Raw genomic sequence first — 18,983 nt, 5'->3', positions numbered from 1 at the left:
GGGTAATCAGAATTATGGCAGATGGCGCAGAGAACGGCGGCGGGAAGAAAAAGCTGATCATCATCATCGCACTGGTGGTGCTGCTCTTGGGCGGCGGTGCCGGTGCTTGGTTTTTCCTGATGGGGGATGAGGAGCCTGAGGCCGAGACGGCGGCAGCTCTGCCGCAAGTCCAGCAACCTGCGCAGGTGGGACCGGCATACTATGTGATCCTGCCGCAGCCGTTTATCTTCAACGTCACCGGGGACAAGCGGGATCGCCTGGTCCAGGTTAAGGTCCAGCTGATGGTGCGCGGGGACGACAATGAATCCCAGGCGAATCAACATATTCCGCTGATCGAAAGCACGTTGCTACAAACATTCGGGGCTGCGACCGTTGAGCAATTACGGACTCCGACCGGCCGGGCGGACCTGCGCCAGCAGGCGCTGGCATCGGTGCAGGATGCCATGGTCAAGGTGTCCGGCCAGAAAGTTGTCGAACGCGTATTGTTTACTGGTTTTGTAATGCAATAGGTTTAATGTGAGTGACTTATTAACCCAAGACGAAATTGATGCCCTGCTTCACGGGGTCGATGACGTCGAAGATGATGATGGTGGCGGTCAGAGCGAAGCCGGTGTGGTTCAGTTTGACTTCTCATCGCAAGACCGGATTGTCCGTGGGCGGATGCCCACCCTGGAGTTGATCAACGAGCGCTTTGCCCGTCATATGCGGATCAGCCTGTTTAACATGCTGCGCAAAACGGCAGAAGTGTCGATCAACGGCGTCCAGATGATCAAATTCGGTGAATACCAGAATACGCTCTATGTCCCGACCAGCTTGAACATGGTGCGTTTTCGCCCGCTCAAAGGCACCGCGCTGATCACCATGGAAGCGCGGTTGGTCTTTATTCTGGTGGAAAACTTTTTCGGCGGTGACGGTCGCTTTCACGCCAAGATTGAGGGGCGGGAATTTACCCCGACCGAGCGTCGGATTGTCCAGATGCTGCTCAAGCTGGTGTTTGAGGATTACCGTGAGGCCTGGTCTCCGGTCATGGGGGTTGAGTTCGAATACCTGGACTCGGAAGTGAACCCGACCATGGCCAATATCGTCAGCCCGACCGAGGTGATCGTCGTCAGCTCGTTCCATATCGAAGTTGATGGCGGCGGCGGCGACTTCCATGTCGTGATGCCGTATTCCATGGTTGAGCCGATCCGTGAACTGCTCGATGCCGGTGTTCAGAGTGACAAGATGGACACCGATGTACGCTGGAGCAAAGCGCTGCGGGACGAAATCATGGATGTGCCGGTGAATCTACGGGCCAAGTTGCTCGATGTCGAGCTCTCCCTGCGGGATTTGATGGAGTTGCAACCGGGCGATGTCATTCCGATTGATATGCCGGAGGCGGCAACCGTGTTTGTCGAAGACCTGCCGACTTACCGGGCCAAGATGGGGAAATCCGGTGATAATGTGGCGCTGAAGATCACCGAGAAGCTCAAACGGCCAACGATGGTGAAAACCGATCTGGCGTTCCTTGAAAATGATGCGATCGGCGAAGCGCTGTTCCATGCCGATGCAAATGACGATGATTAACAGGTGTAAGTGATGTCTCAAGATGATCAACAAATCGCGGATGACTGGGCAGCAGCGCTGGCCGAGCAGGCCATTGACGAAGGGGTGCAACCGGCGCCGCTGGAAGAGCTGACGGATGACAGTAAGCCGATTACGGATGACGAGCGTCGTAAGCTCGACACCATTTTGGATATTCCGGTGACCATCTCGATGGAAGTGGGTCGCTCCCAAATCAGTATTCGGAACTTGTTGCAACTGAACCAGGGCTCTGTAGTCGAGTTGGATCGGATTGCCGGGGAATCTCTGGATGTGATGGTCAACGGCACCCTGATTGCCCACGGGGAAGTGGTGGTGGTGAATGATAAGTTTGGTATCCGCCTGACCGATGTGATCAGCCAGACTGAACGAATTAAGAAACTGCGTTAGGTTGAGACATGCTGAAGTTGCCACATGACAAATGGGTGTTGGGTGCGCTGGGGCTGGTGATGAGCCTCCCGGCCAGTGCTGCGCCACCGGCGGATATGAATATTGCGACCACGCTGGCTGCGCTGATACTGGTGGTGATGGTGATCCTGTTTCTGGCCTGGCTGCTCAAACGGATGAAGCTGCCGGGGATCCAGGGCGGCGACGGGACCATGAAGATCCTCCGCCAGTTGCCGGTGGGCCAGCGCGAGCGGATTGTATTGTTGCAAGTCGGTGAGGAGCAGCTGCTGGTGGGGATCACCCAACAGAATATTTCGCTGATCAGTAAACTGGCGCAGCCGGTATCTACCGATGAAGGTACCGGTGGTGGTGAATTTGCCAGTCATTTAACGAACTTATTAAGAAAGCATGATAAGAAATAGTCTGATCGCCGCCGTGCTGATGGCGATGACGCTGCTGCTGGCGATGCCGGCTCTGGCGGAGACGGCCGGCAACAGCGTGACGGTCAGTGAAATGCAAAGCGAAGCCGGGGCAACCCGGCTGGTCGCCACCGGTCAGGGCGGCGGGATCCCGGCGCTGTCGGTGACGGTCAACCCGGACGGCAGCGAAGATTACTCGGTGACGTTGCAGATCCTGGCGCTGATGACCGCGCTGGGCTTCCTGCCGGCCATCGTGATCCTGATGACCTCCTTTACCCGGATTGTGGTGGTGATGTCGATCCTGCGTCAGGCCATGGGTCTGCAGCAGACGCCGTCCAACCAGGTGATTATCGGGATTGCGATGTTTATGACCTTCTTCGTGATGTCGCCGGTGCTGGACCAAATCAACACCACCGCCCTGCAGCCGTATATCAATGAGCAAATGACAGCCCAGGAAGCCCTGACGGCGGCCCAGAAGCCGCTGCGGGCCTTTATGCTCAAGCAAACCCGGGTAAAGGATTTGGAGAGTTTCGTCAATATGTCGGGCTCGACGGCGACCGATCCGCAGGACGTACCGATGACGGTGCTGATCCCGGCTTTTATTACCTCGGAGCTGAAAACTGCCTTCCAGATTGGTTTTATGCTGTTTTTGCCGTTTCTGATCATCGATTTGGTGGTGGCCTCGGTCCTGATGGCGATGGGGATGATGATGCTGTCGCCGATGATTGTATCGCTGCCGTTTAAACTCATGCTGTTTGTCCTGGTCGATGGCTGGAACCTGATCCTGTCGACCCTGGCCGGCAGTTTTGGCACCTGAGCGGAGGCGTAGCCGTGAATCCTGAAGCCTTTGTCGAGATTTTCCAGGACGCTCTGTATATGGTGCTGGTGATGGTCAGTGCGATTGTGGTGCCGGGGTTGTTGATAGGTTTGGTCGTAGCGGTATTTCAGGCCGCAACCTCGATCAACGAACAAACCCTGAGCTTTCTGCCGCGCTTGATTGTCACCCTGCTGGCCCTGATGTTTTTCGGCCATATGATGACGCAGATGCTGATGGATTACTTTTATCGCATTATCGAGCAGATCCCGCAGCTGCTGTATTAATGCAGCCGATTTTGCATTGAGATGAGTATTGGGTGATGACGTATCCCGCCGCCGTGTTACTGGACTGGATTGCCAATTATTTTTGGCCGCTGACACGCATCTCCTCGATGATGATGGTGATGACTTTTTTCGGTGCCCGCTTTGTGTCGGCGAAAGTGCGGCTGTATCTGTCCGTCACCATGACTTTTGCCGTCATGCCGGTACTGCCCAAAGTGCCGGAAACCATTGAGCTGTTGTCGGTCGGCGGGTTTATTGTCACCGCGCAGCAGGTCATTATTGGAATTGCCATGGGCCTGGTCACCCAGTTTATTACCCAAACCTTCGTGCTGCTCGGCCAGATCCTCGGGATGCAGTCGAGCCTGGGCTTTGCCTCCATGGTCGACCCCGCCAACGGCCAGAATACCCCGGTGCTGGGGCAGTTTTTTATGTTTCTGGCGGTGATGCTGTTTCTGGTCACCGACGGCCACTTGACCATGCTCAATATGGTGGTGCTCAGTTTCAAAACCCTGCCGATTGGTGAGTCGATGCTGCAACCGGCCGATTACTATCAGCTGGCGGGTTGGTTCGGTCTGATGTTTAAGGCAGGGCTGAATATGGCCCTGGCCGGGATTGTCGCGCTGCTGACCGTGAACCTGTCGTTTGGCGTGATGACCCGGGCCGCGCCGCAGCTCAATATTTTCTCGCTCGGTTTTTCGTTCGCCTTGTTGCTCGGTCTGGTTATTTGCTGGTTTCTGGTGGCTTCCATCATGCCGCAATACGAGTACCACTGGGACATGGGCTTCTCTCAAATCTGTAGTTTGATCCGGGTGGATTGCTGATGGCAGAGTCAGACGGTCAGGAAAGGACCGAAGAAGCCACGCCCCGAAGGCTTCAGCAGGCGCGGGAAAAGGGGCAAATACCGCGCTCAAGAGAACTTGCTTCTGTGGCCGTCCTGGTGGCGGGTGCCGTCGGCCTGATGTGGTTCGGTGAAATCCTCGGTAAAGGGCTGGCCGAGGTGATGGCGAAAATGTTTACCCTGAGCCGGGAAGAGGTGTTTGATCTCAACAAGCTGTTTGCGCTGATCACCGGCTCGGTCTGGCATGTGGCGCTGCCGCTGGTGTTGGTGCTGGCGTTTTTGTTTGTCGCCGCGGTGATTGGGGCGGCCGGACTGGGGGGGATCAGTTTCTCCGCCGAAGCGGCGCGGCCGAAGCTGTCGAAAATGAACCCGATGAGTGGCCTCAAGCGGATGATTGGCAAGCAGAGCCTGGTCGAGTTAATCAAGTCAATTCTCAAGGTGTCTCTGGTTGCCGGGGTGGCCTATTTCCTGATGCGGTCGAACTTGGAAGACTTCTTCCAGCTCAATATCGAAGTTTATCCGCAGAACCTGTTCCATGCCCTGGATATTCTGTCGGGGTTTGTGCTGCTGATCTGCTGCTCATTGCTGGTGGTGGTGGCCATTGATATTCCCTATCAGATTTGGCAGCACAATGAGCAGTTGAAGATGACCAAACAGGAAGTCAAAGACGAGTTCAAGGAACAGGAAGGTAAGCCGGAAGTCAAAGGGCGGATCCGGATGCTGCAACGGGAGATGGCCCAGCGCCGGATGATGGCGGACGTGCCGCAGGCCGATGTGGTGATCACCAACCCGGAGCACTTCTCGGTGGCGCTGCGCTATGATCCGAAAATTGATTCGGCCCCTGTGGTGGTCGCCAAGGGTACGGATCATATCGCCCTGAAGATTCGGGAAATCGCCAATAAGCATGATGTGGATATTGTGCCGGCGCCGCCACTGGCCCGGGCCCTGTACCACACGACAGAATTGGAGCAACAGATCCCGGATGGGTTGTTCGCCGCGGTGGCGCAGGTGCTGGCTTATATCTTCCAGCTGAAGCAGTATCGCAAGGGGCGGGGACAGCGGCCGAAGTTGTCGAAAGATGCGATGAATCTGCCGCCGGAATACCATTATTGAGGCAGTTTGTTGCCGCATCGCCCTGTCGCGGCAACGACAGCGCAGGGCGACGGGATGGTTGTCAAAATTATGGCTGAAAACCGGGAACGGGATTTGCTAGGAAGGTTCCGGTTTCGCAGCGAAAGCGATACTATAGCCGCGGCCACCCAATCATACCAACGACGATAAAACCGAATGAAGTTCTCGATACCTTTTGCGGATAAATTGCCTGTATCCCGCCTGCAGTCCATGCCGGCCGTGGGCGCACCGATCATGGTCCTGGCGACCCTGGCGATGATCGTGCTGCCGATGCCGCCGCTGCTGCTGGATATGGCGTTCTCCTTTAATATCGCGTTGGCGCTGGTGGTACTGCTGGTGACGGTTTATACCCGTCGCCCGCTGGATTTTGCCGCGTTTCCGACCGTGTTGCTGATTGCGACCTTATTACGTCTGGCACTGAATGTGGCCTCGACCCGGGTGGTGTTGCTCTACGGCCACGAAGGACCGGATGCGGCCGGCCAGGTGATTGATGCCTTTGGTTCGGTGGTCATTGGCGGCAACTATGCCGTGGGTTTGGTGGTGTTCCTGATCCTGATGATTATCAACTTTATGGTTGTCACCAAAGGTGCCGGGCGGATTTCCGAGGTGAGTGCCCGCTTTACCCTGGATGCGTTGCCGGGTAAACAGATGGCGATTGATGCGGATTTGAATGCCGGGCTGATCGATCAGGAACAGGCACGAACCCGTCGCTCTGAGGTCACCAAAGAAGCTGACTTTTATGGGTCGATGGACGGTGCCTCGAAATTCGTCAAAGGGGATGCGATTGCTGGGATTTTGATCCTCGGGATTAACATTATCGGTGGCCTGGTGATTGGTATGGGCCAGCACGGATTGGGCTTCGGCGAAGCGATTGAAATCTATAGTTTGCTGACCATTGGTGATGGTCTGGTGGCGCAAATTCCGTCACTTCTGTTGTCGATCGGTGCCGCCATGATGGTGACGCGTCAAAATACTGACGAGGATATGGGGCAGCAGATGGTGTTCCAGATGTTCAACAATCCTCAGGCGTTGATCATCACCGGCGTAATTTTGTTCGTGATGGGGATTGTCCCCGGCATGCCGCATATCCCGTTCCTGCTGCTGGCTGTATTGATTGGCGCGATTGCCTACTGGCGGATCAAGAAAGAAAAAGAAGCCGAGGCGGCCAAAGCCGATGCTCCGTCGACAGAGTTGGCCACGCAGCCGACCCAGCGGGAGCTGTCCTGGGATGATGTGCAGCCGGTCGACGTGATTGGCCTCGAAGTCGGCTATCGCTTGATCCCGATGGTGGATAAAGAGCAGGGCGGGGAATTGCTTGAGCGGGTGAAAGGGGTGCGTAAGAAGTTGTCTCAGGACTTTGGCTTTTTGATCCCGCCGGTGCATATTCGCGATAACCTGGAGCTGCCGCCGAATACTTATCGTTTAAGCCTGATGGGTGTTGCGTGCGGGGAGGCCAGTATTCATCCGAATATGGAGCTGGCGATTAATCCGGGGCAGGTGTTCGGCACCATTGACGGGGAGGCGACGACCGATCCGGCCTTTGGTCTGGAGGCGGTATGGATCATGGAATCACAGCGTGAGCATGCCCAAGCGCTGGGCTATACCGTGGTGGATTCGGCCACGGTACTGGCAACGCACTTGAGCCAGATCCTGACCAATAATGCCTCGCAGCTGCTGGGCCATGAAGAAGTTCAGAACCTGCTCGAGATGCTCGGGCAGACGGCGCCGAAGCTGGTGGAAGCGTTTGTGCCGGATCAGCTCTCGCTCGGCGTGGTGGTGAAAGTACTGCAGAACCTGCTGCATGAAGGGATCCCGATCCGGGATATCCGCACCATTGTCCAGACGCTCTCGGAATACGCTTCAAAGAGTCAAGATCCTGACATTCTGACCGCAGCGGTCAGAATTGGCTTGAAACGCCTAATTTGTCAGGAAATCAACGGTATAGAACCTGAACTGCCGGTGATTACTTTAGCGCCAGAGTTGGAACAGATATTGCATAAAACAATGCAGTCTGCTGGCGGTGAGTCGTCCGGCATTGAGCCGGGGCTGGCGGAGCGCCTGCAAAGCTCCCTGACCGAGGCGACACAGCAGCAAGAGCTCAAAGGAGAGCCTGCCGTATTACTGACTTCCGGGGTATTGCGGTCCACGCTCGCTAAGTTTGTCAAAAATACCATCCCGTCACTGCGGGTCCTGTCGTATCAGGAAGTGCCGGATGAAAAGCAGATCCGGATTGTCCATGCCGTGGGCAATTAAATCGCCACGGGTGGAAGCTGGCTGGCCTGAGCCGCCGGCAATAGCGTGATGAAACGGGAAGACGAGATTGAAGATTAAGCGATTTTTTGCCAAAGACATGCGCACTGCATTGAGCGAAGTAAAAGAAGAGCTCGGTGCTGATGCAGTGATCATGTCGAATAAAAAAGTGACGGGCGGCGTCGAAATTGTCGCGGCAGTCGATACCGACGCCGGCAATGAACCGCCGAAGGCTTCCCAGGCAACGCGGGAAGCGCTGTCGAACCGTCTGGGGCAGGCACGACGCAAGCTGGCTGATGATAAGGTCCAACTCAAGCAGTCGGCCGCCAGCCGTTTTGCCAATGTGCTGCAAAATTATACCGGCGGTAGCCAGGAGCCGGAGCAGGCAGAGACGGAAGTCGATTCTTTGTCTGCGCTGCTCAAACGTCAGGCAAAAAGTTCACCCGGTCAGGAGCGCGGGCAAGGTCGTGGCTACGAACAGCCGGAACGTCCTGAGCGTCGTGCATTTCAGGGCGGCTATGATCAGCCGAACCCGGGGCAGGGGAACCGCCGCCAGGGGCACTATGATCCCGAGGCCCGCCCGGAGCGCCGCCAGCAACGGGGTGGCAACGGGAGCCGTCTGTCCGGGCAATCGCCCAAACATGCGCTGGATATCGGTGACTACCGCCGCCCGCAGGCACAAGGACCGGAAACCAAAGCGGGCAACCAGCGTCACGGTAATCGTCTTGATCCGAGTCGCTATGAACCGCGTGGCGGGCATGCCGGCGATGAAATCGAATCGATGCGCAATGAAATGGCCTCGATTCGCCGTTTGCTCGAGCATCAGCTGTCCGGGCTGATGTGGCAGGAGGTTGAGCGTCGTGAGCCGATGCGGGCGATGATGATTAAGCGTCTGGAGAAAATGGGCCTGTCGCCGGAACTGGCCGATCAGCTGGCCTGTTATATTCCGGAAGATGTGCCAGCGAACGAAGCCTGGCCGGCGTTGCTCGATCTGCTCTCCGACCAGCTTATCACCACCGATGACTGTATTCTCGAAACCGGCGGGGTCGTGGCGCTGCTTGGACCGACCGGGGTGGGGAAAACCACCACGATTGCCAAGCTGGCCGCCCGTGCGGCGATGGATTTTGGCCCGGAGCAGATTGCCCTGGTGACCACGGATACCTACCGGATCGGCGCCCATGAACAGCTGGCAACGTATGGCCGGATTATGGGCTGCCCGGTTCGGGTGGCTAAAGATGCGGAAGAGTTGGCCGATATACTGCATCAGCTGAGACACCGACGCCTGGTGCTGCTGGATACTGCGGGGATGGGGCAGCGGGATATCCGCCTGTCGGAGCAACTGGATACCCTGATGCAAAACAGTGGCTCGCAAATCCGCAGCTTTCTGGTGCTGCCGTCCACGGCGCAGCGCCGGGTATTGAACGAAACGATTGAACATTTCCGCCGGATCCCGTTGTCAGGCTGCGTACTGACGAAGCTGGATGAGTCGCTCAGTCTGGGGGAAGTGATTTGTGTGTCGATTCAGAACGCACTGCCGATTGCTTACCTGGCCGACGGCCAACGGGTACCGGAAGATATTAAGGTGGCAACCGGGGACTACCTGGTGGCGCGTGCCAATGAATTACTAGAGCAAGAATTAAGCCAGCAATCTCATTACTGGAGTAGTGATAGTTCAGATAATCAGGCGGCGGACTTTTATGATTGAGAAGGCAATGTACGATCAAGCGAGCGGTTTGCGCCGTATGACAAAATTAACGACCACCAAAGTCATTACCGTAACGGGCGGCAAAGGTGGGGTCGGCAAGACGAACGTGACGCTGAACATCGCGCTGAGCATGGCTCGCGAAGGCAAGCGTGTCATGGTGCTGGATGCCGATTTGGGGCTGGCAAATGTCGATGTCATGCTGGGTCTACGCGCGCATCGCAACCTGTCCCATGTCCTGGCGGGCCAATGTGACTTGCAGGACATCATCGTCGAAGGGCCTTACGGGGTGAAAATTATCCCGGCGGCTTCAGGCACCCAGAATATGGCTGAACTGACGGCAGCGCAGCATATGGGGCTTATTCGGGCCTTCAGTAGCCTGGACGAGGAAGTGGATGTGTTGCTGGTGGATACCGCCGCCGGGATCTCCGACATGGTGCTCAGTTTTGCCCGAGCCGCCCAGGATGTGCTGGTGGTGGTGTGTGACGAGCCGACGTCCATCACCGATGCCTATGCCCTGATCAAGATCCTCAGCCGCGAGTACGATGTCCAGCGCTTTAAAATTGTGGCCAATATGGTACGCAGTTACCGCGAAGGCCGTGAGTTGTTTGCCAAGCTGACCCGGGTCACGGAGCGTTTCCTGAATGCCAACCTGGAGCTGGTGGCTTGTGTGCCGCTGGATGATCGGGTACGTCAGTCGGTCAAGCGGCAGAAAGTGGTCGTTGAGGCTTTCCCGCGCAGCCCGGCAGCCCTGGCGCTGAGCTCATTGGCATCCAAAGCGCTGACCTGGCCGGTGCCGAGCAGTGCCGGCGGGCATTTGGAATTCTTCGTGGAGAAGCTCTTGGTCAAACCTGCACCCGATGAGGTTTCTCTAGGTGAATAAAGCACTGACATACGGACGGTACCAGGAAAGTCCGCATGCCTTTATTGAACGTTATTCGTCTTTAGTAAAGCGCATAGCCCATCACCTGATGGGGCGGTTGCCGCCTAACGTTCTACTAGAAGATTTAATTCAGGCAGGTATGATCGGCCTGCTTGAAGCACAGCAGAATTATGATCCCACCAAAGGTGCCAGTTTTGAGACCTTTGCCGGGATCCGGATTCGCGGGGCGATGTTGGACGACATCCGCCGTGGTGATTGGGTTCCGCGCTCGGTGTACAAAAACAGTCGCCGGATTTCGGAAGCCATTTCTTTCCTTGAGGGAGAGCTTGGGCGAGACCCGAATGATCAGGAAATTGCCGAACATCTCGAAATGACACTCGAACAGTACCATCAGGCTTTAAATGATGTTAATTGTGGTCGCCTAGTGGGGATGGATGATTTGGGTGTGTCCGAAGATGCTATCGCGACTGAGGCTGCAATTGAAGAAAATCTTCCCTTTCAGGGTGTTGTAGATGATAATTTCCGTCATTCACTGGCTGAAGCAATAAAGACACTGCCGGAAAGAGAGGCGCTGGTCTTGTCTCTTTACTATGATGAGGAGCTCAATCTCAAAGAGATTGGGGCGGTGATCGGGGTCAGTGAGTCCCGGGTCTGCCAGATTCATAGTCAGGCGATGCAACGCTTACGTTCCAAGCTAAAGTCTTGGACGGCTTAATAAACACTAGATAAAAACACTGTGACCTCAGTGGAGGCAACTTTGAATAAAAACATGAAAATCCTCATTGTTGATGACTTCTCGACAATGCGCCGAATCGTTAAAAATTTGCTACGTGATCTGGGCTTTAACAATACCCAGGAGGCGGATGATGGATTGACTGCCCTACCCATGCTGAAAAAAGGCGGCTTTGATTTCGTCGTAACGGACTGGAACATGCCGGGTATGCAGGGCATTGATTTGCTCAAGCATATTCGTGCGGATGCTGAACTGAAGCACTTGCCAGTGTTGATGATCACCGCTGAAGCTAAGCGTGAGCAAATTATCGAAGCGGCTCAGGCTGGTGTGAACGGCTATATTGTCAAGCCATTTACCGCGGCAACGTTGAAAGAAAAGTTAGATAAGATTTTCGAGCGGATGCAGTAATCATTTTCGTCAGGCGCGAATAGGGTAATTATTAGAATGATATCACTCGATCAGGCGAAACAGCTTGTCAGCTTGCTTGAAGAGGGCAAGCAGGACGATGCAAATGCCTTGCTGCAATCGGCGATTTCTGACAGCCGTGATCCTGTCTATGCGGAAGTGGGGAAGCTGACCCGCCAACTGCACGACTCCCTGGCCAACTTTCGCCTTGATCCCCGCATCAACGATATTGCGAAAAACGAAATTCCGGATGCTCGCGACCGTTTGTCCTATGTGATTGATAAGACGGAAGCTGCGGCCAACACCACGATGGATGCCATCGACAATATCGAGCCGTTGGCCAACCGGATGAGCGAGACCCTGAGTCAGGTCCACCCCCAGTGGAAACGGTTGATGGGCGGGCAAATTGCGCTGAACGAGTTTAAGGCGCTCTGCCATGAGATCGATCGTCTGCTGGAGCAGGTCGACAGTGACAACAATGCGCTGCGCAGTCAACTGACCGAAATTTTAATGGCTCAAGACTTTCAGGATCTGACCGGACAAATCATACGTCGTGTTATCGAGCTGGTGCACGAAGTGGAAGATCAATTAGTCGATATCCTTAAAGCCTTTGGTATGGAACAAGAAGACAGGGCAGATGCGAAAAAAGCCGTCTGCGAGCTTTCTCCCGAGGGGCCAATCGTCAATAGCGAACATCGTGAAGATGTCATGTCATCGCAGGATGATGTTGACGACTTGCTGTCTAGTCTTGGATTTTAGGGGAAATATATGAGCTTTGATTTAGACGAAGACATCCTGCAAGACTTTTTAATTGAAGCAGGGGAGATCCTTGAGCTGTTGTCTGAGCAGTTAGTCGAGCTGGAACGCAGCCCGGAAGACTCCGATTTGCTCAATGCAATTTTCCGTGGTTTTCACACCGTGAAAGGCGGTGCCGGTTTTCTCTCGCTGACACACTTGGTTGATGCCTGTCACGGGGCGGAAAACGTTTTCGATTTATTACGCACCGGCAAGCGCAGTGTCACATCGGAACTGATGGACGTGATCCTGGAAGCCCTGGACACCATCAACGCGATGTTCAGCCAGGTACAGGACCGTGAACCGGTTGATCCGGCTGAGCAGCACTTGCTGGACGCACTGCACCGTTTCAGTCAGCCGCCGGGTGACGATGAGCTGGTCGCGGCCGCCGAGCCGGTTGCACCGCCGCCGCCACCGGCACCTGAAATTGAGCCTGCACCGGTTGCGGCCCCCGCGCCGGAGCCAATGAGCGCGCCGGAGTCGACAGCCATTGCCGGGAACTCGGTCGACGAAATTACCCAGGATGAGTTTGACCGCTTGCTGGATGAACTGCACGGCAACGGTTGTGGTCCTTCTGCGAACAAAACCGAACCTGCCCCGCAAGTTGCGCCTCAGTCACAGGCGGTCGAAGCGCCAGAATCCGGTGATATCACCGATGATGAATTTGAGCGTCTGCTGGATGAGCTGCACGGTGCCGGAAAAGGCCCGGGGAACAGTGATGTCACTGAATCAACGGCAGTTCAGGCAGCCCCGGTTGCTGCAGCGGTCAGTGCGGCCGCCTTCGACGGTGATGATGATTTAATGACCGACGACGAGTTTGAGCGTCTGTTGGATGAGCTGCACGGTAGCGGGAAAGGACCGAGCGCGGAAGAGCTGGAGATGGCGACTCAGTCAGTCTCGGAAATGCTCGCGGCCCAACCGGCGCCTGTTTCTGCTCCGGCACCACAGCCAACGCCGGTTCAGGCGAGTGCGCCTGTTGCGGCAGCACCGACACCGGTCTCAGAAGCACCGAAGCCTGCTGCTGCGGCAGCGAAGCCGAAAGCAGCCGCTACACGGGACAAAGCCAAGTCGGCACCTGAGGCCACGGTACGCGTGGATACCTCGACCTTAGATACCATCATGAACATGGTGGGTGAGCTGGTGCTGGTGCGTAACCGTCTGGTCAGCCTGGGCCTCAATACCAACGATGAAGAGATGTCGAAAGCCGTCTCGAACCTGGATGTGGTCACAGCCGATCTGCAAGGCGCGGTGATGAAAACCCGGATGCAGCCGATTAAGAAAGTGTTTGGCCGTTTCCCTCGGGTTGTTCGTGATTTGGCCCGGAGCCTGAAGAAAGAAATCGTGCTGGAGATGCGCGGCGAAGAGACCGATCTGGATAAAAACCTGGTTGAAGCACTGGCTGATCCGCTGGTTCACCTGGTGCGGAACTCGGTCGACCACGGCATTGAAATGCCGGATGTGCGCGAGAAAGCCGGCAAGCCACGCGTCGGAACCGTACTGCTGGGCGCTTCCCAGGAAGGGGATCATATTCTGCTGACCATCGAGGATGATGGGGGCGGCATGGATCCGGACAAGCTGCGCGGGATTGCGGTCGAGCGTGGTTTGATGGATACCGACGCGGCTTCGCGCCTGACCGACACGGAATGCTATAACCTGATCTTTGCGCCGGGCTTCTCGACCAAGAAAGATATTTCGGATATCTCCGGCCGCGGCGTCGGCATGGATGTGGTGAAGACCGGGATCAGTCAGCTCAATGGTTCGATCAGCATTGATTCGGCCATGGGCCGCGGCACGCGAATTGACATTAAGGTACCGCTGACACTGGCGATCCTGCCGACTCTGATGGTCGGGGTTGCTGATCAGCCGTTTGCGCTGCCGCTGGCGAGCGTGAATGAGATCTTCCATCTGGATTTACGCAAAACCAACACGGTTGACGGCCAGGTGACGATCATCGTTCGCGATAAAGCCATTCCGCTGTTCTATCTGCAAGACTGGTTGATCGCGATGGGCTTGCCCAAGCGTGATCGGGATCATGGCCATGTGGTCATCGTCCAGATCGGTCATCAGCGCATCGGGTTCGTGGTCGATACCCTGATTGGTCAGGAAGAAGTCGTGATCAAGCCATTGGATGAGCTGTTGCAGGGGACACCTGGCATGGCCGGTGCAACGATTACCAGCGATGGTCATATTGCATTGATCCTCGACGTGCCGAATCTGCTCAAACACTACGCGGGTCGTTAAACCCGACGTAGTCCCCTTGGCAAACAATTCATAATAAAAAGTTAGGGGCGTCGAGCCCCTAACCCGTAACTAGCGGGCTGAATTATTTTCCGGCGTGAAATAGCGTCTTGTTCAGGGCAGAAAATGATTCAGCCTGTTGTTCGGCTGGGTAACTCATATATCACGGGATAGAAACGACATGGCAGTAAAAGTATTGGTGGTGGATGATTCGAGTTTTTTCCGCCGCCGTGTCAGCGAGATCATAAATGCCGATCCCCGGTTGGAGGTGATTGGCAGTGCTGTGAATGGTAAAGAAGCGGTAGAGCTGACGAGCAAGCTTCAGCCGGATGTCATTACTATGGACATTGAGATGCCGGTGATGGACGGCATTACTGCGGTGCGTGAAATCATGCAGCGTACGCCGACGCCTATCCTGATGTTCTCTTCGCTGACCCACGAAGGTGCGAAAGCCACCCTGGATGCGCTGGATGCCGGTGCTCTGGACTTTTTGCCGAAAAAGTTTGAAGACATTGCCCGTAACCGGGATGAAGCGGTGAACCTGCTGCAAAAGCGTGTCGGGGAGCTGGCTCGTAAACGTCTGTTTATGCGTCGCCCGGTCCGTCCGGCGGTGGCACCGACAGCTGCACCAGCGGTTGAGCGGGATGTGAGAGCACCACTGACGGGTCGAGCGGGTGCAACGTCGGTCACAGCACCGGCACCGGTTCGTCCGGCAGCGCGCCCCGTGAAACCGGCCGCCCGGTTTAAAGCATCCGGAAAGAAATATCAGCTGATGGCGATTGGCACCTCGACTGGCGGACCGGTTGCCCTGCAAAAAATTCTCACTCAGCTTCCGGCCAACTTTCCGTATCCGATTGTGTTGATCCAGCACATGCCGGCAACCTTTACCGCTGCGTTTGCCTCGCGTCTGAACAACCTGTGTAAGATTGGGGTGAAGGAAGCGGCGGATGGGGACACCCTCAAGCCGGGGATGGCCTATCTGGCACCGGGCGGCCAGCAAATGATGCTGGAAGGGCGTCCGGGGGCTGCACGGATCCGGATTATCGACGGGGGCGATCGGATGAACTACAAGCCTTGTGTGGATGTCACCTTCGGCTCTGCGGCAAAAGTTTACCACGATAAAGTCCTGTCGATGGTCCTGACCGGGATGGGTGCAGATGGCCGGGAAGGCGCGCGGATGCTTAAGACCAACGGTTCAACCATCTGGGCACAGGACGAAGAGAGCTGTGTGGTGTACGGCATGCCGCAGGCAGTTGCCAAAGCCGGGATTTCCAGTGAGGACTTGCCGCTTGAGCGGATAGCCGAACGGATCCTGGTTGAGATCGGAATGGCCTAGGGAGCACGTTTTGATCGTTTGGAGCATTGCCAACCAGAAAGGCGGGGTCGGGAAAACCACGACAACGGTGACCCTGGCCGGTCTGTTGAGTGAACGAAATCAGCGGGTGTTGCTGGTCGATACCGATCCGCATTCCTCGCTCACGACGTACCTGAATTTTGATGCCGACCGGGTTGCGTCCAGCCTGTTTGACCTGTTTCAACTGCGTGAGATTTCGCGGGATATGGTCAAGCCGATGATTTTACCAACCCAGTTTAAGAATATTGATATTATTCCGGCGCATATGTCGCTGGCGACTCTGGATCGGGTGATGGGGAACCGGGGCGGCATGGGCCTGATCCTGAAAAAAGCCCTGCAGTGTCTGGCGGAAGATTATGATTATGTCCTCATTGACTGTCCGCCGATCCTGGGCGTCATGATGGTGAACGCCCTGGCTGCCAGTGATCGGATCCTGATCCCGGTCCAGACGGAGTTCTTGGCCATGAAAGGCCTGGAGCGGATGATGCGGACGCTGCACATTATGCAAAAGTCCCGTAATTCGGCCTTCCGGGTGACGATTGTCCCGACCATGTACGACAAGCGGACTCGCGCCTCGCTGCAAACGCTGCAGGAGTTGAAAGTGCGGTTTCCGGAGCAAGTTTGGGCTTCGGCCGTGCCGATTGACACTAAGTTTCGGGATGCCAGCATCAAGCATATGCCGCCGTCCTTGTACGCGCGCAGCTGTCGCGGGGTGTTTGCGTATAAAACCCTGTTAAATTATTTACAGCGGTTGGAGCAAGATGAACGATAAGCAGCCCTTATCCAGCGAGCAGGCGCTGGATGACTATTTTTCAGATCTGCTGGCTGAGCCGGCAGAGGAATTCTTGGATGTCGCGCCCGGGGATCTGGCCGAAACTGTCTCTGAAGAGACACCCGCACTGCCGCCGGAAGAACGCTCGGCTCCGTTGACGCGCGAGTCTGCGGGTGGGGATGTGCCTTGCGCGAATGGTGACGATGCCGACACAGCCGATGACGGTACCGATACCGCCATCACGGCTTCTGGAACCGCGGAGGCAGAAGACATTGCGCAAGCGTTTGAAGTGGATACGCTTGAAGCCGATGCACTTGAAACTGATGATGTTGCCGCGCATGCTCCGGAAGAGACGGTCTCTGAAGACGAGCTGCTTTCGGATCATCAGGCGACAGACGGGATGCACTCTGAACTCGGTGCAGCGGGAGATGAATCTCAGAGCGCGGCACCGGTTATGCCGTTTGATTTTGACCGGCTGGATCACAGTGCGTCAGAAGATGTCGCACCGTCGTCAGAGGCGCCGTCGTTGTCAGTAGCGCTGGATTTGTCGTCCCCGGCCGGCAATGTGTCGGGCTGGGCACCACAGCCGCAAATGCAGCCTGCTTCCCTGGCTTGGTCGCCGGTGGATACTGCGCCGGATACGGTTACGTTCGCCGATAAACCGGATCTGGACACGGTCCAGCGCTTGTTGAGCCAGGTCAGCCAGCTCCAGCCGGAGCAGGTGAGCATCGAGACTGAGCCTGCCGCCCTGGCTGAGCCGGTGCTCCCGGAATACGAGCCGGAGCCTGAGGTCAGTTGGGAAGATGTCCTTCGGGAAGAGGCAGCAGCATCTGAGGTGGTTGCGGCTGAAACCAATGTGCCGAATCTTGAGCGGGAACCGCTGGTGTCCGAGCCTGAAGCGGAAACGGGGGAGCCTGAGGCTGCTCTGGAAACGCAGGCGGGCCATGGCGAGCCGCCGCAGATCTGGCAGTCGCGGCAGTCGCTGGACGCGGAGTTCCAGGCTTTGTTTTTTGAAGTCAATGGGGTGACGTTTGCCGTGCCCTTGACTGAACTTGGCGGCATTCATCAGCTCACGCAAGTCAATCACTTGCTGGGGCGGCCGCCTTGGTATTTAGGCCTGATGACCAATCGGGAACATCAGCTGGATGTGGTGGATACCGCCCGCTGGGTGATGCCGGAGAAGTTGAGTTCAGATGATCATCAGGAAGATTATCGCTACATCGTGATGTTAGGGACCAGTAAATGGGGGCTTGCGTGCAGTGTCCTTCATGGAACTGAAACCCTGACAGCGCAAAGTGTTCGTTGGCGGGAGCAGGCGGGAAAACGCCCGTGGCTTGCCGGAATGGTTAAAGAAAAAATGTGTGCTCTAATTCATGTTAACGAATTAATATCTATGCTGAATGCGGGTTTAGATGTTAAGAGTGTAGTATGAGCAAGGCCGAAGAGGAAACAACATGTCTCAGGTTAGCGTAGCCGAAATACAAAAAGAAGACGGGAACGATCAGGTCCTGCAATGGGTCACCTTCCAGTTGGAAGATGAAACTTACGGCATCAACGTGATGCAAGTACGCGAAGTCTTGCGTTATACGGAAATTGCGCCGGTTCCGGGTGCGCCGGATTACGTGCTGGGGATTATCAACCTGCGCGGTAATGTGGTGACGGTGATTGACACCCGTGCCCGTTTCGGCCTGATGCCGGGCGAAACGTCTGATAATACCCGGATTGTGATCATCGAAGCTGAAAAACAGGTGATCGGGATCCTGGTCGACAGTGTTGCGGAAGTGGTTTATCTGCGCAGCTCTGAAATCGACAGCACTCCGAGCGTTGGGACAGAAGAAAGTGCCAAGTTTATCCAGGGCGTCAGCAACCGTGATGGTGAGCTGCTGATCCTGGTGGATCTGAACAAACTGCTGTCCGACGAAGAGTGGGATGAGATGGCGTACCTGTAATGTTTACGCTGGTTCTGCAATGGGTTCCGTTGGTGATGGCGATTCTGGCCGTCATTCTGGCGTGGCTGTTGGTGAGCCGGGAGCGTAAAGCCCGCCAGGCGCTTGAAGCCAAGTTTACTGCGACGGAGTTGGTTCTGAAAAACTCCCGGCAACAGTACGAAAGTTTATTGAAGCAATTTAATGAGTTGCGTGCCGGGACGATCGGAATGAGCCAGAAGTTGGCAGATATGGCTGAGCACCTGGAGGTGCTGGATGATCGCCAGGGCGAAATGGCGATGTTGGATCCGGACGGCAAACTGTACAGCCGTGCCAGTAAAATGGTAGAGCTGGGCGCCGATGTCAATGAGCTGATGGAAGAGTGCGATTTGCCGAAAGCCGAAGCAGAGCTACTGTTACGCTTACAGCAGAAAATGGCTCAGCCCCGGCGTCGTTAATCTGGGTGTCCCCT

The 18,983-nt window shown here is 55.9% G+C and carries 20 protein-coding genes; all 20 read left to right on the top strand.

Annotation, left to right across the window (positions count from 1 at the left end):
- Positions 1-14: 14 nt before the first annotated feature.
- The 20 genes from fliL to NH461_RS12200 all read left to right on the top strand — a co-directional run bounded on the left by fliL (position 15) and on the right by NH461_RS12200 (position 18,969).
- Positions 15-509, top strand: a complete 495-nt coding sequence (gene fliL / locus NH461_RS12295; protein ID WP_261600628.1) for a flagellar basal body-associated protein FliL — start codon at positions 15-17, stop codon at positions 507-509.
- Between the two features lie 7 nt (positions 510-516).
- The gene (fliM, locus tag NH461_RS12290; RefSeq protein ID WP_261600627.1) at positions 517-1,566 is read left to right on the top strand and encodes a flagellar motor switch protein FliM; all 1,050 of its coding nucleotides are present in this window, start codon (positions 517-519) and stop codon (positions 1,564-1,566) included.
- A gap of 12 nt (positions 1,567-1,578) precedes the next feature.
- Entirely contained in the window at positions 1,579-1,971 is a 393-nt protein-coding gene (fliN, locus tag NH461_RS12285; protein WP_410000079.1) for a flagellar motor switch protein FliN, read from the top strand.
- A gap of 8 nt (positions 1,972-1,979) precedes the next feature.
- Positions 1,980-2,390, top strand: coding sequence for a flagellar biosynthetic protein FliO (fliO, locus tag NH461_RS12280; protein ID WP_261600625.1), 411 nt, complete (start codon positions 1,980-1,982; stop codon positions 2,388-2,390).
- Between the two features lie 19 nt (positions 2,391-2,409).
- Entirely contained in the window at positions 2,410-3,204 is a 795-nt protein-coding gene (gene fliP, locus NH461_RS12275; protein WP_261602901.1) for a flagellar type III secretion system pore protein FliP, read from the top strand.
- 14 nt (positions 3,205-3,218) lie between these two features.
- On the top strand, positions 3,219-3,488 hold the full coding sequence (fliQ, locus tag NH461_RS12270; RefSeq protein ID WP_255388230.1) for a flagellar biosynthesis protein FliQ: 270 nt from the start codon (positions 3,219-3,221) through the stop codon (positions 3,486-3,488).
- A gap of 35 nt (positions 3,489-3,523) precedes the next feature.
- Positions 3,524-4,306, top strand: a complete 783-nt coding sequence (gene fliR / locus NH461_RS12265; protein ID WP_261602900.1) for a flagellar biosynthetic protein FliR — start codon at positions 3,524-3,526, stop codon at positions 4,304-4,306.
- Positions 4,306-5,436 carry a flagellar biosynthesis protein FlhB gene (flhB, locus tag NH461_RS12260; RefSeq protein ID WP_261600624.1) on the top strand — a complete coding sequence of 377 codons (1,131 nt, stop codon included), beginning with the start codon at positions 4,306-4,308 and terminating at the stop codon, positions 5,434-5,436. Before fliR ends, flhB begins: the two co-directional genes overlap by 1 nt.
- A 174-nt stretch (positions 5,437-5,610) precedes the next feature.
- On the top strand, positions 5,611-7,707 hold the full coding sequence (flhA, locus tag NH461_RS12255; RefSeq protein ID WP_261600623.1) for a flagellar biosynthesis protein FlhA: 2,097 nt from the start codon (positions 5,611-5,613) through the stop codon (positions 7,705-7,707).
- Positions 7,708-7,774: 67 nt separating this feature from the next.
- Positions 7,775-9,409, top strand: coding sequence for a flagellar biosynthesis protein FlhF (gene flhF / locus NH461_RS12250; protein WP_261600622.1), 1,635 nt, complete (start codon positions 7,775-7,777; stop codon positions 9,407-9,409).
- On the top strand, positions 9,402-10,289 hold the full coding sequence (locus NH461_RS12245) for a MinD/ParA family protein (protein WP_261600621.1): 888 nt from the start codon (positions 9,402-9,404) through the stop codon (positions 10,287-10,289). The genes flhF and NH461_RS12245 overlap by 8 nt, the downstream gene beginning before the upstream one ends.
- Entirely contained in the window at positions 10,282-11,004 is a 723-nt protein-coding gene (locus NH461_RS12240) for an RNA polymerase sigma factor FliA (protein WP_261600620.1), read from the top strand. The genes NH461_RS12245 and NH461_RS12240 overlap by 8 nt, the downstream gene beginning before the upstream one ends.
- Before the next feature lie 54 nt (positions 11,005-11,058).
- Positions 11,059-11,430, top strand: a complete 372-nt coding sequence (gene cheY / locus NH461_RS12235; RefSeq protein ID WP_039467413.1) for a chemotaxis response regulator CheY — start codon at positions 11,059-11,061, stop codon at positions 11,428-11,430.
- Between the two features lie 36 nt (positions 11,431-11,466).
- Positions 11,467-12,186 (top strand): protein phosphatase CheZ, encoded by a 720-nt coding sequence (locus NH461_RS12230; RefSeq protein ID WP_261600619.1) that lies wholly within the window; start codon positions 11,467-11,469, stop codon positions 12,184-12,186.
- A gap of 9 nt (positions 12,187-12,195) precedes the next feature.
- Positions 12,196-14,463, top strand: coding sequence for a chemotaxis protein CheA (locus NH461_RS12225; protein ID WP_261600618.1), 2,268 nt, complete (start codon positions 12,196-12,198; stop codon positions 14,461-14,463).
- Positions 14,464-14,641: 178 nt separating this feature from the next.
- Complete coding sequence (locus tag NH461_RS12220; protein WP_261600617.1) at positions 14,642-15,796, top strand: chemotaxis response regulator protein-glutamate methylesterase; 1,155 nt, start codon at positions 14,642-14,644, stop codon at positions 15,794-15,796.
- Between the two features lie 10 nt (positions 15,797-15,806).
- The gene (locus NH461_RS12215; protein ID WP_261600616.1) at positions 15,807-16,586 is read left to right on the top strand and encodes a ParA family protein; all 780 of its coding nucleotides are present in this window, start codon (positions 15,807-15,809) and stop codon (positions 16,584-16,586) included.
- Positions 16,576-18,018, top strand: coding sequence for a chemotaxis protein CheW (locus tag NH461_RS12210; RefSeq protein WP_261600615.1), 1,443 nt, complete (start codon positions 16,576-16,578; stop codon positions 18,016-18,018). The genes NH461_RS12215 and NH461_RS12210 overlap by 11 nt, the downstream gene beginning before the upstream one ends.
- Before the next feature lie 22 nt (positions 18,019-18,040).
- Entirely contained in the window at positions 18,041-18,535 is a 495-nt protein-coding gene (locus NH461_RS12205) for a chemotaxis protein CheW (protein WP_255388218.1), read from the top strand.
- Positions 18,535-18,969, top strand: coding sequence for a DUF2802 domain-containing protein (locus NH461_RS12200; protein WP_261600614.1), 435 nt, complete (start codon positions 18,535-18,537; stop codon positions 18,967-18,969). The genes NH461_RS12205 and NH461_RS12200 overlap by 1 nt, the downstream gene beginning before the upstream one ends.
- Positions 18,970-18,983 lie beyond the last annotated feature (14 nt).

The sequence above is a fragment of the Photobacterium sp. TY1-4 genome (assembly GCF_025398175.1).
GTDB lineage: Bacteria > Pseudomonadota > Gammaproteobacteria > Enterobacterales > Vibrionaceae > Photobacterium.
Note: the sequence above shows the minus strand (reverse complement) of the source record. Positions and strands in the feature narration are given on the sequence as shown.

Bases quoted from the DNA above. Each gene is read 5' to 3' on its own strand.
- fliL (WP_261600628.1), top strand. From the start codon at position 15: ATGGCAGATGGCGCAGAGAACGGCGGCGGGAAGAAAAAGCTGATCATC.
- fliN (WP_410000079.1), top strand. From the start codon at position 1,579: ATGTCTCAAGATGATCAACAAATCGCGGATGACTGGGCAGCAGCGCTG.
- fliO (WP_261600625.1), top strand. From the start codon at position 1,980: ATGCTGAAGTTGCCACATGACAAATGGGTGTTGGGTGCGCTGGGGCTG.
- fliP (WP_261602901.1), top strand. From the start codon at position 2,410: ATGGCGATGACGCTGCTGCTGGCGATGCCGGCTCTGGCGGAGACGGCC.
- fliR (WP_261602900.1), top strand. From the start codon at position 3,524: ATGACGTATCCCGCCGCCGTGTTACTGGACTGGATTGCCAATTATTTT.
- flhB (WP_261600624.1), top strand. From the start codon at position 4,306: ATGGCAGAGTCAGACGGTCAGGAAAGGACCGAAGAAGCCACGCCCCGA.
- flhA (WP_261600623.1), top strand. From the start codon at position 5,611: ATGAAGTTCTCGATACCTTTTGCGGATAAATTGCCTGTATCCCGCCTG.
- NH461_RS12245 (WP_261600621.1), top strand. From the start codon at position 9,402: ATGATTGAGAAGGCAATGTACGATCAAGCGAGCGGTTTGCGCCGTATG.
- cheY (WP_039467413.1), top strand. From the start codon at position 11,059: ATGAAAATCCTCATTGTTGATGACTTCTCGACAATGCGCCGAATCGTT.
- NH461_RS12230 (WP_261600619.1), top strand. From the start codon at position 11,467: ATGATATCACTCGATCAGGCGAAACAGCTTGTCAGCTTGCTTGAAGAG.
- NH461_RS12225 (WP_261600618.1), top strand. From the start codon at position 12,196: ATGAGCTTTGATTTAGACGAAGACATCCTGCAAGACTTTTTAATTGAA.
- NH461_RS12220 (WP_261600617.1), top strand. From the start codon at position 14,642: ATGGCAGTAAAAGTATTGGTGGTGGATGATTCGAGTTTTTTCCGCCGC.
- NH461_RS12210 (WP_261600615.1), top strand. From the start codon at position 16,576: ATGAACGATAAGCAGCCCTTATCCAGCGAGCAGGCGCTGGATGACTAT.
- NH461_RS12205 (WP_255388218.1), top strand. From the start codon at position 18,041: ATGTCTCAGGTTAGCGTAGCCGAAATACAAAAAGAAGACGGGAACGAT.
- NH461_RS12200 (WP_261600614.1), top strand. From the start codon at position 18,535: ATGTTTACGCTGGTTCTGCAATGGGTTCCGTTGGTGATGGCGATTCTG.